Below are 14,342 nucleotides of genomic sequence, written 5' to 3'. Positions count from 1 at the left end.
CGCACCCGGGCAGCCTGCCCGGGTCGCCTTCAATTCGCCCCGCTGCCGTTATTCGACCCTTCTGTGCCCTGACCGCCCGCATCGGGCGGCACGATGTCGTCCGGCGTCGGGGTTGGCGCGAGCGCTGCCGCACCGCCGCCGTGCGCTTCACCGTCGACGGTATTACCCGGCGCCGGCGCGGGAGCCGACCCCGACCCCGGCGCCGGCAGCAACGGCGGCAACGCGCGCGCTTCGCCCTGCACCGCGGACGCGCCCGCTGCCTCTGACACCGCCGCCGGTGCCGCCACGGCAGACGTCGGTGGCTGCACCGACGCGACCGGCGCGCGCCGCGCCGGAGCACGCGCCACGACCTGCTTGTCCGGCTGCGCCGGGGTGCGCGTGAACAGGTGCCCGATCCAGTCGCGCAAGCGTTCGGCGCGCTCGGCGAACCAGCCCGGCTGCTGCGCGGTATCGAACTTCATGTGGCTGTCGACGAGCCGCGAGCGCTGCGCGCGCTGGAAGAAATCGCCGACGATCGGCAGCGCGCTATGCGCACCCTGCCCCCAGTAATCGCTGCGCAGCGTCACGCGGCTGTCGTTGAAGCCGACCCATGCCCCCGCCACCAGTTGCGGCTGCATCATGATGAACCAGCCATCCGCGTTGCCCTGGGTCGTGCCGGTCTTGCCCGCGACATCGCCGCGCACGCCGAAGCGCGTGCGGATGCTCGCGCCGGTGCCGCGGCTGATCACGTCGCGCATCACGTCGACGAGCGTGCGCGCCGTGTCGGCGGGCAGCTCGCGACTCGGCGTGGCCGGCTTGAATTCGGCGAGCAGGTTGCCGTTGCGGTCCTCGATGCGCGTGACCATCAGCGGCTCGACGTAGCCGCCGAGGTTCGCGATCGTGCCGTACGCCGACACCATTTCTTTAAGCGTGACCGGGCTCGTGCCGAGCGCGAGCGACGGCACCGGGTCGAGCTGGCTGTCGCGCACGCCCATCGCGCGCGCGAGCCTGGCGACCCTGTTCGGACCCACCGACTCCATCACCTGCGCGGTGATGCGGTTGCGCGAATAGGCGAGCGCGTCGCGCAGGCTGATCATGCGGCCGCTCGGCTCGTCCTCGTCGTTCGGCTTCCAGATTTCGCCGCCGGCGAGTTCGATCTGAACCGGATTGTCCGGCAGTTTGTCGTCCGGCTTCGCGCCGGCCTCGAAGGCCGCCGCGTAGACGAACGGCTTGAAGGTCGAGCCCGGCTGACGGCGCGCCTGCTGCACGTGATCGAACGGATCAACGCCAAAGTCGCGGCTGCCGACCCACGCCTTGATCTCGCCGGTACGTGGGTCCATTGCGAGGAAGTCGGCCTGCACGCGCGTCTTCGTGTCGCACACGCTCTGCACGAGCTTGCGATCGGCGAGCAGGCGTTTCAGCGCCTCGTCGTCGGCGAGGCCCGTGTCTTTGGCCGCGCGGAAATCAGGCGTTTCGCGCAGGAACGTGCGCAGCAGGTCCTTGTCCGCCGAGCAGCCCGCGCGCGTGCCCCACGCGGAGTTCGCGATGTTCTGCAACTGGTTGCCCTGCAGCGTGACCGCCTGGGTCGCCATCGTCTGCAGACGCGAGTCGATCGTCGTGCGCACGACGAGTCCATCGGAATAGATGTTGTAGTCGTTGCGATCGGCCCACGCGACGAGCCATTTGCGCAGTTGCTGCGTGAAGTGCGGCGCGGGTCCGGGCGGCTCGATCTGGCGCTCGAAGTCGAGACGCAGCGGCTTGCGGGCGAGCGTGTCGTACTGGGCGGGTGTCAGCTTGCCGTACTTGACCAGCTGCGCGAGCACCGTATTGCGCCGCTGCAAGGCGCGCTCGGGGTTCAGCACCGGGTTGTAGTACGCGTTGCCCTTCAGCATGCCGGTCAGCGTCGCCGCTTCGAGCACGTTCAGGTCGGATGCGGACTTGTCGAAATAGGTGCGCGCAGCCATCTCGATGCCGTACGCGTTGTACAGGAACGGGACCGTATTCAGGTAGGTTTCGAGGATCTCGTCCTTCGTGTAGAACGCCTCGATCTTCAGTGCGGTGATCGCTTCCTTCAGCTTGCGCGTCAACGTCGGCGCGCGGCCGATTTCGTCGGGATACAGATTGCGCGCGAGCTGCTGCGTGATCGTCGAGCCGCCCTGGCGGTCGCCGGAGAACGTGTGCAGCGCGGCCGAAGCGGTGCGCCGCCAGTCGATCCCGAAATGCTGATAGAAGCGGTGATCCTCGGTGGCGATCAGCGCGTTCACGACGTTCGGCGAGATGTCCTTCAGCTTGACCCACTCGCGGTTCGACGGCTTGAACTCGGCGAGCAGCTTGCCGTCCGCCGACAGGATCTGCGCGGGCTGCTCGATCTTGGCCTTGCGGATGTCGCCGATGCTCGGCGTGAAAGGAATCAGCAGCAGCACGTACAGTACGAATAGCACCGGCAGCGCGGCGAGCCCCCACGCGAACGTGCGGCGGGTCGGATGGCGCAGATGCCATGCGGCCTTCGCGAACAGCGGGTTCGCGAGCGTCAGCCCTTTGTCGAGGGCCGCCAGAAAGGAGGAAAAGAGGCGCTTCACTTGCTGTCGTCGGCTGGGAAAGGCGCAATCGTACCAAGATGTGGGGGGTACGCCGGTTTTTGCTTCGTTCGCGGCATGGAGTGCGGCTCCGGCGGGGCCACTATAATGTCGCCAATTCCGACAAGAGGTGCTTCATGATCATCAAACCGCGTGTGCGTGGCTTCATCTGTGTATCGACCCATCCGACCGGCTGTGAAGCCAACGTCAAGGAACAGATCGAGTATGTGAAGGCACGCGGCCCCATCGCCAACGGCCCGAAGAAGGTGCTCGTGATCGGCGCGTCGACCGGCTATGGCCTCGCCGCCCGCATTAGCGCAGCGTTCGGCTCGGGCGCGTCGACCCTCGGCGTGTTCTTCGAGCGCGCCGGCAGCGAAACCAAGGCTGGCACGGCCGGCTGGTACAACACCGCGGCGTTCGAGAAGTTCGCCACCGCCGAAGGCCTGTACGCGACCAGCATCAACGGCGACGCGTTCTCCGACGAAGTGAAGGCGCGCACGATCGAAGTGATCAAGCGCGATCTCGGCCAGGTCGATCTGGTCGTCTATAGCCTCGCGGCGCCGAAGCGCCAGCACCCGAAGACCGGTGAAGTGTTCAGCTCGGTGCTCAAGCCGATCGGCAAGGCTGTCAATCTGCGCGGCATCGACACCGACAAGGAAGTGATCAAGGAAACCGTGCTCGAACCGGCCACGCCGGAAGAAATCGCGCACACGGTCGCGGTGATGGGCGGCGAGGACTGGCAGATGTGGATGGACGCGTTGGGCGTTGCCGGCGTGCTCGCCGACGGCGCCAGGACCACCGCGTTCACCTACCTCGGCGAGAAGATCACCCACGACATCTACTGGAACGGCTCGATCGGCGCGGCCAAGAAAGATCTCGACCAGAAAGTGCTCGGGATCCGCTCAAAGCTCGCGGCCAAGGGCGGCGATGCGCGCGTCGCGGTGCTGAAGGCAGTCGTCACGCAGGCAAGCTCGGCGATTCCGATGATGCCGCTCTATCTGTCGCTGCTCTTCAAGGTGATGAAGGAAAAAGGCACGCACGAAGGCTGTATCGAGCAGGTCTACGGCCTGTACAAGGACAGCCTCTATGGCAGCCAGCCGCATCTGGACGACGAAGGCCGTCTGCGCGCCGACTACAAGGAACTCGATCCGCAGGTGCAAGGCCGCGTGCAGGAGCTGTGGAACCAGGTGAGCAACGACAACATCTACGAACTCACCGATTTCGCGGGCTACAAGACCGATTTCCTGCGCCTGTTCGGCTTTGAAATGAAGGGCGTCGATTACGACGCGGACGTCAATCCGGACGTGCAGATTCCGAATCTCGTGCAGGTTTGATCCAGCGGGGGCGGGCCCGTTTCGCGAGTTCGCCCCTGAGGTTGCCCCTCTTTGCCTCCCTCCCCTCACTCCTTCAACACGTCAGCACGGATACGCGCCCTGCAACGCGCGCAGAATCGCGAGCCCGATTGGAAAATCCTCGGAAATGCCCGGATGGTTCGCGAAGAACGCATCGAGCAACGGATAGACCGTCTGGTTGCCGATCGCGAGCGTTGGTGGCGGACAGAACAGCTGCGGCTGTTTCCTCGCGACCAGATCGCCGTTCGCCCAGCCGAACGCGTTGATCGTGCCCGTGATGTACGCCGCATAGATCGAGTTGTTGTCGGCGTGTGCCCAGCGCTTGTATTGCGCGGCCGTCATTTCGGCGCTCGCGTTCAGAGTGAAGCACGCCGCCAGCAAAGCCAGCGCGAATTTCGTTAACCGCATCGTTGAACCTTCAATGTCGCTAGATGGCCGCCATTGTAGGCGACGCGGGGTGCACCGCGCAGAAGCCGTCGAGCGCGGGAATTCACAAGCAGAGCGTCAGCATTGAAGGCGGCTTCTGTAAGCACCGGCAGATTGCAGAAGCGCGCGAATCAACGATTACGGCGTGCCGTTTCGGCAGTGCTTGCGATACCCGTCGCGCCCGGCCAGGCGTGCCATATAAGCGGCCAGCGCCGGCAAATCGTCGTGCTGCTGCGGCGTTTCGAGCCAGCGGTTCGCGGACAGCGCGATCGGAATATCGGCGAGCGAAAACGCGTCGCCCGCGATATACGCACCGGTGCGCGCGAGTTGCTGCTCGACGATCGCCATATGCTTCGACCAGTTCGCGCACGACGCGGCGATCTGGCGCGGGTCCTGATGCTCGGGCGAGTGCCGCACGAGCGCGAGAAACGCGTAGCTCCACGAGCGGTTCAATTCGCTCGCCTGCCAGTCGATCCATTGATCACAGCGCGCGCGCTCGACCGGATCGGCCGGATACAGCCCGTCACCCCGATAACGGTTCGCGAGGTAACGGATGATCGAGTTCGATTCCCACAACACGAAGTCGCCGTCGCGGATCACGGGGACCATCGCGTTCGGGTTCAGCGCGCGGAATTCGGCGACCTCGGTCGAGCGAAAGCCCGAGCCCCAGTCTTCCTGTTCGAACGCAAGCCCAAGTTCCGCGCAGGTCCACAACACCTTGCGCACGTTGATCGAGGTGGTCTTGCCGAGTATCTGCAGCATGAGTCGTTGGGTACCGCGTGGATTGAACGGGTTGAAGGAATGAAACTCGGAAGCCAGCCAGTTTGCCTTGCGCGCGGCGCGCCGTCATCCGGTTTTCAGCGTCGCCTGTTCGCGGATCATGTCGTACAGCGCCTGCGCGGCCGGTGACAACTGCGCGGTCTTGCGCGCGACGAGCACCAGCGTGCGCGACACGGTGGGCTGCGTGAGCTCGACGGTGCGCACGCTCGGATACGCGCCGTTCTGCAGCGCGAGCGCGGGCACCACGGCCGCGCCGACGCGTTGCGCGACGAGTCCGACGGCGGTCGAACTGCGCTGCACCTCGTAGAACGAACGCAGCGCGAGCTCGCTCGATTCCAGCGCGACGTCGAGCAGCGCGCGATTACCGCTGACCTCGCCGGCGAAAATCAGCGGGAACGGCTGCAACTGCCGCCATGCGATGCGCCGCCGCTTCGCGAGTGGATGGTCCTCGTGGCAGATCAGCACGTAGCGGTCTTCGGTGAGCGGCACGGTGGCGAGATCGGGATGATGCTCGCGCGCGATATTGATGCCGAACTCGACCTCTCTGCGCAACACGGCCTCCTCCACCGCCGACGACGCGTGATCGAGAATCTTGATGCGATTGTGCGGATAGCGCGCCGAATACGCCTGCAGGATGCGCGGCAGATACTGAACGCCGACGGTCGGCACGCACGCGATCGACACGTCGCCGCGTCGCGCGATGCCCGTTTCGCGGATCTCGACGAGCGCGTCCGCCAGCTCGCCGAGCAGCCGACGCGCCTGCGGCAGAAAATTGCGACCGATTTCGGTGAGCGCCATCGAACGCGTGGTGCGCTCGATCAGCGTGACGCCGAGATAGCTTTCGAGCTTGCGCAGCCGCTGCGTGATCGCGGTTTGCGTGACGTGCAGCGAATCCGCCGCGCTTTGGAAGCTGCCGCGATCGGCAATCGCGACGAAAGCCTGCACGCCGAGCGTGTCGATTTTCATTAGAAAAATGAAGTAATCGGGATTATAAATTCATTTTACTCTAGGCTGTCAGCGGCCGAGAATGAGGCCGCAACGAACCCCGCGAAGGAGCAAAAGATGACCGACAAAACCACGAACGAGCATAGCGATTGGCACGCGAAGCAGTACATGCTGTTCGAGAACGAGCGCACGCGGCCGGTCCGCGATCTGCTCGCGGCGGTGCCCTTGAACGGCGCGCGGCTCGCGGTCGACATCGGCTGCGGCCCGGGCAACTCGACCGAGGTGCTGGCCGAGCGGGTGCCGGGCGCGTCGGTCAGCGGCATCGACAGCTCCGCCGACATGATCGCGGCGGCCCGTCGGCGGCTGCCGCAATGTCGCTTCGAGATCAGCGACGTTTCGACGTGGGACGCGCACGGCCCCTACGACGTGATCCTCGCGAACGCGGTGCTGCAATGGGTGCCGGACCACGAGCGGCTGTTCCCCGCGCTGGTGGCAAAACTTGCCAGGGGCGGCAGCCTCGCCGTGCAGATGCCCGACAATCTCGACGAACCGGCGCACCGGCTGCTGCGCGAAATCGCCATCGACGGGCCTTGGGCGACGAAGCTGAACGGTATCGAGCGCACCATGCGCTACGACGCAAACTGGTACTACGCGCTGCTCAAGCCGCTGTGTGCGCGCGTCGACGTGTGGCGCACGGTCTATCACCACCCGCTCGCGGGCGCCGACGCGGTGGTCGAATGGTTCAAGGGCAGCGCGCTGCGGCCGTTTCTCGCCGCGCTCGACGACGCCGAACGCGGCGCGTTTGTGCAACGCTATCGCGACGAAATCGTCAGAGCCTACCCGGCGCTCGCCGATGGCACGGTGCTGCTGCCGTTTCCGCGGTTTTTCATCGTCGCGACGACGCGCGGCGAACGTTGAAGCCGCGCCGGGAACCGCTGCGAGCCGGTAAATGCCGGCGCTTCGGCTGCGGCGGGTCGTCCCGGGGCGATCAGATCGCCGGCGCACCACGCTGACGCACCGCCCGAAAACCCCACCTGTGGCGGCGCCGCACGCTAAGGGTGGTCAGGAATTGCCGCCCGGGAATTCCGCATGCTACTGTTTGTAAAAAGCGTGTGTAAAAAGCGGAGGACGGCGCCCGCCGGCCTCACCGGGAAGCCATTTACTGCAGCGAGCGTCGCCATGAGTGATGTACGCCAACATCTGAGTCCCCGTGACCGCCTGGAGCTGTTGTGCTGGCTCACATGCGGAAGCCTCGGCGCTTATTATCTGAACGAAGACTGGCCCGACGCGGCGTTTCACGTGCAGTCCGCGCACAAGTGGCTCGACCGCCGCGCGCGCGAAGCCGACTGGCTGTGCGTCGCGAAGCTGTCGGCCACCGCGGTCGAAATCGCGCGGCGCCACGCGCGCTTCGTCGATGCCGACTGGGCGCGCGACGCGGTTGAAGAAATTCTCGATACCGACGAACTCGACCCGCAAGCCCGGCTCGTCCGGCAGGTTCTGGCCGACTGCCAGAACGCGCTGGCCGACAAGCGGATCGCCGATTAGTCGCGGGCTCGTTTTTCTTCCTTTTTTACAGCGGATTGGGGGCCAATTTTTTGGCCCCTTTTTGCGTTGTTCCGCGCTTCCATGCACGACGTGCCGCTCGCAGTCGGTAAAAAATGCGGCACCCGCCGTCGCGTACAGCCTACCGGCAGGCGGCCAATCCGCGGGCCGGCTCGGTTCGTGCAATCACCACGGACGCCCGCCCTTCATTCTTCGACCATCGTCTTCAGCTTCAGCAGCGCCTGATCCCACTGCCGCGAAATCGCGTCGAGCGCGCGGCGTGCCGCGTCGAGATGCGTGGGCTCGAACGCCCACAGGCGCTCGCGTCCGACCTTCACGTCGTGCACGAGGCCCGCGTCGGCCAGCACCTGCAGATGCTGCGTGACCGACTGCCGCGTGATGTCGGTGCCGGCCGTCAGCTGCGCGATCGACATCGCACTGCCCGCGCACAACGCCGCGACAAGCCGCAGACGCGTCTCGTCACCGAGCGCCGCGCGAACACCGCCGCCGAACTGCGCAGTGTCGCCGCCTTGAGGCCCGCCCTCGCGGGGGCCGCCCTAGCTCGCGCCGACATATCGCTCGACGTTGACCATCTGCTGCTCCCAGCCGCCGTCGTTCAGCCGGAACGCTTGCGCGCGGCGCCCGACCGGCAACTGGTCGAAGCCCGATTCGACGACGCGCAGCAGCGTGCCCGACTCGACGTCGCTCAGATCGAATTCCACGAGCGTGGTCGGCTCAGGCGTGTAGTCGATCGTGATGTCGATCGCGGCCGGATGCCAGCGCCACGACAGATGATGCTCGGGCTCGACACGCTCGACCAGCACGTTCATCAGCAGATGCTCATAGCCTGGATAGGTGATGTGCCCCTGCGTGGATTGCCCCGCGACGAACCGCTTGCCGGTGAGATTCACGCCGAACCATTTGCCGAATTCCTCGGCGTTGGACAGCGCACGCCAGACGCGCGAGCGCGGCGCCTTACTCCGTCGCATGCGCGTGCATGACGCCGGTTTGCATCGACCACGCCATCCACGGCCGGCGCAGCGCGACGATCGCAAGGAACGCGCAAGCCGACAGTGTGCCGAACGTCGCGAAGCCCATTTGATAGCTGCCGGTGCTTTCCTTCGCGATGCCCATCACGACCGGCAGATAGAAGCCGCCGATGCCGCCCGCCGCGCCGACGATGCCGGACATCAGCCCGGTGCGGCCGGCCCAGCGATGCGGCACGAGCTGGAACGTCGCGCCATTGCCGAGTCCGAACGCGACATAGAGGCAGAGCAGCAACGCAATGCCGCCCGCGAGCGACGGCATCGCCGCCGCGAACAGGAAATCGCAAACCGCGATGATCGCCAGCAGCACGGTCAGCGCGCGCACGCCCGACACGCGGTCGGCAATCAGACCGCCGAGCGGGCGCACCATCGCGCCGGTCGCGGCGAGCAGCGCCATGAACAGGCCCGCGTCGATTTTCGACAGTTGATAGAGGTTGGTCAGCAGCAGCGACACATACGAGGACATACCGACGAAACCGCCGAACGTGATGCTATAGACGAGCATGATGACCCATGTATCGCGCTCGGCGAGCACCGAGCGGTAGCGTTGCGGCAGCACCGCGATCGCCAGCAGCGCACCGATCACCGGCAGCAGCAGCACGCCGGTCTTGCCCGCGCCGAATAGCCCCGCTTCGACGAGCAGCACGAGCGCGATCAGGCCGACCAGCGTCGTCGCGAAACTGCCGAAGGCGCGCAGCACGCTGCCGGTTTTGACGCCCGCGTCGTTGGCCCAGAAGTACAGCGTGATCGCGGCGATCGCGAGCAGCGGCAAGGCGCCGCCCGCGGCGAGTTGCCAACCGTAGCGCGTCGCCAGTTGCGGGAACAGAAAGCCGTCGAGCACCGCGCCGATGTTGCCGGCCGCGGCCAGTCCCAAGACGAGGCCCTGCACTTTCGGCGGATAGTTACTGCCGGCCATCGGCAGCGCGACCGCGAAGCTGGCGCCGCCGACGCCAAGGAACACGCCGAGCACCAGCAGCATTTCGTACGACGGCACCGATTGCAGCAACGGCAGCACGATCGTCGGCACCGCCGACAGTAGCACGCCCATCAACGCAATGCGTTTGCCATGCGCGGACTGATACAGATTGCCGAGCGTCACGCGCAGAATCGCCGCGGACAACACCGGCACCGCGACGAGCAGACCCTGCTGCGCGGGCGTCATCGCGATGCTCTTGCTGATGAACGGCGCGAGCGGCCCATACAGCACCCAGACGGTGAAGCCCGTGTCGAAATACAGAAAGCAGGCGACGAGTGCGCGCCAATCACCGCTTCGCAGGGAGTGAATCACGTTTTTCATCAGAGATCCTCAGTAAATAAAATGCCGGGTAGTCCAGTTGCTGCGTTACTTGTGTTTTGCGCCGGCATGTCGCCCGGAGTTTTCACTGGGACTCGACACGCAAGCGTCATGCCATCGTGTTGTCCGTTACGAGGCCTTTTTAAAGGCATCTTCTGCAACGCATCGGCGGCTCAATACACGTCGCGTGCATAACGCTTTTCGCGCGTCAGACGGCTCACGTATTCGAGTGCTTTCTCTTCGCTCATGCCACCGTGAGTCGTGATGACGTCCTTCAGCGCCGCATCGACATCGCGCGCCATCCGGTTCGCGTCGCCGCATACATAGAAGTGCGCACCGTCTTCGAGCCATGCCCACAGTTGCGCACCGTGTTCGCGCATGTGGTCCTGCACATAGATCTTGTCGGCCTGGTCACGCGAGAACGCGACGTCGAGCCGGGTCAGCAGACCGCTCGCGCGCATCGCTTCGAGTTCGTCGCGATAGTAGAAGTCGGTCGCGGCATGCTGTTCGCCGAAGAACAGCCAGTTGCGTCCGCGCTCGCCTCGTGCCTGCCGTTCGTGCAGAAAGCCGCGAAACGGCGCGATGCCGGTGCCCGGCCCGACCATGATCATCGGCGTGTCCGATTGATGAGGAGGACGAAAGTGCGCGGACTTCTGCACGAACACGGGCACGTCGGTGTCGCTTGCGCGATCCGCGAGAAACGTCGACGACACGCCCTTGCGGTGCCGCCGCCCATTCGTATACCGCACCGCCGACACCGTCAGATGCACTTCGCCCGGATGCGCCTTCGGGCTCGATGCGATCGAATACAGACGCGGCTGCAGGCGTTTCAGCATGCCGGTCAGCTCGGCGGCCGAGAGGCTCACCGGAAACTCGTGCAATACGTCGGCGAGCTGCTGTCCCCATAGCCATTGCTTCAGATCCGCCTTGCGTTCGGGCGCGAGCAGATCGCCCAGCGCGCCGTTGCCGCTGCGCGCCGCGACGAACGCCAGCGCTTCGGCGCTCGGCCGCGCGATCTCGTAGTGCTTGCCGAGCGCATCGGCGAGCCGCATGTCGCCGATACCCGCGACGTGCACCGATGCCTCCGCGTGCAGACCGCTCAGCGTGATCAGTTCGTCGACGAGTTCGGGGCAGTTGCTCGGCCACACGCCGAGCGCATCGCCCGCTTCGTATTCGAGGTTCGTCTCGCCCGTTTGCAGCGACACGTAGCGGGTATCCTTTGCGGCGCCCTGCCGGTTCAGGCGCAGATTGCCGACGACGCGCGACGCGGCCGGCCGCGCCCTGGTCGGCACCGCGCCCACCACCGCGTTGATCATGCCGCCCGGCGGCACCGCGTACAGCGCGGCATCCGCCTGCTTGATGCAGACGATCACGCGTTCGAGCCATGCATCGGCGCCCTGCTGATATTCAATATCGCAATCGACACGCTCGGTCAGACGCAGCGCACCCTGCGCGGCGAGCCGCTCGTCCAGACGGCGGCCGTGACCGCAGAACTGATCGTAGTTGCGATCGCCGAGCGCGAGCACCGCGAAACGCACGCCGTCGAGGCGCGGCGCCGTGGCGGCGTTCAGTTGCGTCCAGAAGTCCTGCGCGTTGTCGGGCGCATCGCCGTCGCCGAACGTGCTCGTCATCAGCAGCACGTATTGCGCCTTCGCGAGCGTCGCGAACGAATAGTCGGCCATGCACGCGGTGCGGATTTCGAAGCCCGATTCCATCAGACGCGTCGCGTAACGCTCGGTCAGCGACTCGGTGTTGCCGGTTTGCGAGGCCCACAACAGCGTGACCTTCGGCCGCACGCGCACGATGCGCACGCCCGATTCGCGTGGCTCTTCCTGTGCGAGATTCGGCCGCAAGGCAGCGGTTGGCGTCTGGGCTGTCGTCGCGCTGCGGCTATACAGTCCCGCAAGCAGACCATCGACATAGAGCCGCTTCACCGCATCGAACGGTGCGCTGTGCGGCAGCACCGGCACGTTGACGAGACCTTGCGCTTCGGCCGAACGCAGGCCACTGACGAAACCCGCCAGATAAGCGCGCTCCGCGTCGCTGAGCGACGGCATGGGCGCGGGCTCGGGCGGCAGTTGCAGCAAAGTCGTGAGGGCTTCGATACGAGGCATGGGTTGATCCTTCGCGCTTGGCGCTAAAACCGCTGCGTCGGCGGGGGTAGAGAGCGCATCGTGGTCATTGCGAGTGCTCGCGTCGCGATCCGCCGTCACCGGACTCAGCGCGACCGCGCAGACTTTCAGTTCGGGCTGCAGAGAAACCGGATCGACCGCGTCGTTGGTCACCGCATTGATGCACAGTTCGTCGCCGAACACGTCGTTCCAGTGCATCGGTGCGAAGCACTGACCCGCGCTCACACGATCGGTGACGACGGCGGGCAGGACCGCGCGGCCGCGCCGCGAACGGATCTCGACCGCGTCCTTCGCGCGAATCCCGAGTTCGGCCGCGTCGTCCGGATGAATTTCGACGAAGGGTCCGGGGTTCAGCTTGTTCAGCATCGCGACCTTGCCGGTCTTGGTCATCGTGTGCCACTGATGCTGCAGACGGCCCGTGTTCAACACGATCGGAAACTCGCGATCGGGCAACTCGGCCGCGGGCTGATACGCACGCGCGAAAAACTTCGCCCTGCCGCTCGCGGTCGGAAAAGCAATGCGCGGGTGGCCGCCATCTTCCGACTCCCTGAGTGTCTGGCTCACGCCGTCATTCAGATAGCGAAGCGGATTGCGCTCGGACGAATCGGCCGACGCGATCGGCCACTGCAGTGGCGAGTCCTTCAAGCGGCGATGGCTCGCGCCGCGCAGGTCGTAGCCGGTCGCGGGGTTCGCCGCGCGCGTGAGTTCGGCGAACACTTCGTCGGCGCTCGCATAGCTGAACGCATCGGCAAAGCCCATTTCACACGCGATGCGCGCGATGATCTGCCAGTCGGGCAGCGCCGCGCCGGGCGGTTCGATGGCTTGCTGCATCAGCGTCAGATTGCGCTCCGAGTTGACCATCACGCCTTCGGCTTCGGCCCACAACGCGCCGGGCAGCAGCACGTCGGCGTAGCGGTTCGTTTCGGTATCGAGGAACGCGTCCTGCGCGATCACGAGTTCGGCCGCGCGCAAACCGGCGATCGCGGTCTGCCGGTTCGCGACGGTCGCGACCGGATTCGTGCAGATGATCCAGCACGCCTTGATGTCGCCCGCGGCCATGCGCGCGAACATGTCGATCGTGCCGGTGCCTGCGTCCGCTTTGAGCGTGCCCGGTGCGATGCCCCACAGTGCTTCGACGAACGCGCGATCTGCGGCGACCAGCGCCGAACGCTGCCCCGGCAGAGCAGGGCCCATATAGCCCATTTCGCGGCCGCCCATCGCGTTCGGTTGGCCCGTCAGCGAGAACGGCCCACTGCCGCGCCGGCAGATGCGGCCCGTCGCCAGATGCAGATTGCACAGCGCGTTGGTGTGCCACGTGCCGTGCGTGCTCTGGTTCAGGCCCATCGTCCAGCAACTCATCCAGTCTTTGGCCGACGCGATCATCTGCGCGGCGCGACGGATGTCGTCGGCGGCGAGGCCCGTGATGCGGGCGACGTTCTCCGGCGTGTACCCGGCCAGAAACGCGGGCATCGCGTCCCAGCCTTCGGTGTGTTCGGCGATAAAAGCCGCATCCGTTGCGCCGTTTTCGTGCAGCAGATGCAGCAGACCGTTCAGCAGCGCGAGGTCGGTGCCGGGTTTGATCTGCAGGAACAGATCGGCTTTCCCGGCGGTCGTGTTGCGGCGCGGATCGACGACGATCAGCTTCGCGCCCGCCTTCACGCGATCCATCATGCGCAGGAACAGGATCGGGTGGCAGTCGGCCATATTCGCACCGCTGACGAAAAACAGATCCGCGTGATCGAAGTCTTCGTACGAGCCGGGCGGACCGTCCGCGCCGAGCGACAGTTTGTAGCCGCTCGCCGCGCTCGCCATGCACAGGCGCGAATTCGCTTCGATATTGTTCGTGCCGATAAAGCCCTTCGCGAGCTTGTTGACCAGATACTGCGCTTCGAGCGACATCTGCCCCGACACGTAAAACGACAGCGCATCGGGACCATGCTCGTCGAGCACGCGCCGCAGACGCGCGGCGGTATCGCTCAGCGCCTGCGCCATCGGCAGCGGCACCGGGTCTTCGTCGCGCGCACGACGCACGAACGCGCCTTCGAGACGACCCGACTTGCGCAGCGCGACGTGGGCCGACTGCCCTTTGGTGCAGAGCCGGCCAAAGTTGGCCGGATGCTCCTTGTCGCCAGCGATCTTCACGACCTGGCCGTCCTCGACGTGCAGCACCATGCCGCAGCCGACGCCGCAATACGGACACACGCTCTTTACGCTGGTAGCAGACATGCGCGAATGATCGGGTTGAAACATCAGAACGATGGACAAAGGCC

Annotated in this window: 10 protein-coding genes and 1 pseudogene; 3 read left to right on the top strand and 8 right to left on the bottom strand. The window is 65.6% G+C overall.

Annotated features, from left to right (window positions below; all coding sequences use genetic code 11):
• Positions 1–29: 29 nt before the first annotated feature.
• Positions 30–2,558 (bottom strand): penicillin-binding protein 1A, encoded by a 2,529-nt coding sequence (locus HWY30_RS05285; protein WP_090804886.1) that lies wholly within the window; start codon positions 2,556–2,558, stop codon positions 30–32.
• 134 nt (positions 2,559–2,692) lie between these two features.
• Between HWY30_RS05285 and fabV the strand changes: the two genes are divergently transcribed.
• Positions 2,693–3,889: an enoyl-ACP reductase FabV gene (gene fabV, locus HWY30_RS05280; protein WP_090804884.1), complete on the top strand. Its 1,197-nt coding sequence runs from the start codon at positions 2,693–2,695 to the stop codon at positions 3,887–3,889.
• A gap of 81 nt (positions 3,890–3,970) precedes the next feature.
• Here the strand turns inward: fabV and HWY30_RS05275 are convergent, their stop codons facing one another.
• The 3 genes from HWY30_RS05275 to HWY30_RS05265 all read right to left on the bottom strand — a co-directional run bounded on the left by HWY30_RS05275 (position 3,971) and on the right by HWY30_RS05265 (position 6,079).
• The gene (locus tag HWY30_RS05275) at positions 3,971–4,315 is read right to left on the bottom strand and encodes a Rap1a family protein (protein ID WP_090804882.1); all 345 of its coding nucleotides are present in this window, start codon (positions 4,313–4,315) and stop codon (positions 3,971–3,973) included.
• 156 nt (positions 4,316–4,471) lie between these two features.
• The gene (locus tag HWY30_RS05270; RefSeq protein ID WP_090804880.1) at positions 4,472–5,095 is read right to left on the bottom strand and encodes a glutathione S-transferase family protein; all 624 of its coding nucleotides are present in this window, start codon (positions 5,093–5,095) and stop codon (positions 4,472–4,474) included.
• Between the two features lie 84 nt (positions 5,096–5,179).
• Positions 5,180–6,079 carry a LysR family transcriptional regulator gene (locus HWY30_RS05265; protein ID WP_090804878.1) on the bottom strand — a complete coding sequence of 300 codons (900 nt, stop codon included), beginning with the start codon at positions 6,077–6,079 and terminating at the stop codon, positions 5,180–5,182.
• Positions 6,080–6,175: 96 nt separating this feature from the next.
• On the opposite strand from HWY30_RS05265, the gene tam reads away from it, so the two are divergent.
• Together tam and HWY30_RS05255 are read left to right on the top strand one after the other, a co-directional pair.
• Positions 6,176–6,976 (top strand): trans-aconitate 2-methyltransferase, encoded by an 801-nt coding sequence (tam, locus tag HWY30_RS05260; protein WP_090804876.1) that lies wholly within the window; start codon positions 6,176–6,178, stop codon positions 6,974–6,976.
• Between the two features lie 261 nt (positions 6,977–7,237).
• Positions 7,238–7,603: a hypothetical protein gene (locus HWY30_RS05255; protein WP_026225375.1), complete on the top strand. Its 366-nt coding sequence runs from the start codon at positions 7,238–7,240 to the stop codon at positions 7,601–7,603.
• A gap of 203 nt (positions 7,604–7,806) precedes the next feature.
• Here HWY30_RS05255 and HWY30_RS05250 read toward each other — a convergent pair.
• The 4 genes and pseudogenes from HWY30_RS05250 to HWY30_RS05235 all read right to left on the bottom strand — a co-directional run bounded on the left by HWY30_RS05250 (position 7,807) and on the right by HWY30_RS05235 (position 14,298).
• A pseudogene (locus HWY30_RS05250) lies at positions 7,807–8,174 on the bottom strand (ArsR/SmtB family transcription factor).
• Positions 8,158–8,589, bottom strand: coding sequence for an SRPBCC family protein (locus HWY30_RS05245; protein WP_090804874.1), 432 nt, complete (start codon positions 8,587–8,589; stop codon positions 8,158–8,160). Before HWY30_RS05245 ends, HWY30_RS05250 begins: the two are co-directional and overlap by 17 nt.
• Positions 8,576–9,943, bottom strand: coding sequence for an MFS transporter (locus HWY30_RS05240; protein WP_090804872.1), 1,368 nt, complete (start codon positions 9,941–9,943; stop codon positions 8,576–8,578). The genes HWY30_RS05245 and HWY30_RS05240 overlap by 14 nt, the downstream gene beginning before the upstream one ends.
• Before the next feature lie 170 nt (positions 9,944–10,113).
• Entirely contained in the window at positions 10,114–14,298 is a 4,185-nt protein-coding gene (locus tag HWY30_RS05235) for a bifunctional nitrate reductase/sulfite reductase flavoprotein subunit alpha (RefSeq protein ID WP_090805772.1), read from the bottom strand.
• Positions 14,299–14,342: the final 44 nt, after the last annotated feature.

This window comes from Paraburkholderia tuberum STM678 (assembly GCF_902833905.1).
Classification (GTDB): domain Bacteria; phylum Pseudomonadota; class Gammaproteobacteria; order Burkholderiales; family Burkholderiaceae; genus Paraburkholderia; species Paraburkholderia tuberum.
The sequence above is the reverse complement of the archived record's forward strand: the minus strand, read 5'-3'. Positions and strand labels throughout refer to the sequence as shown.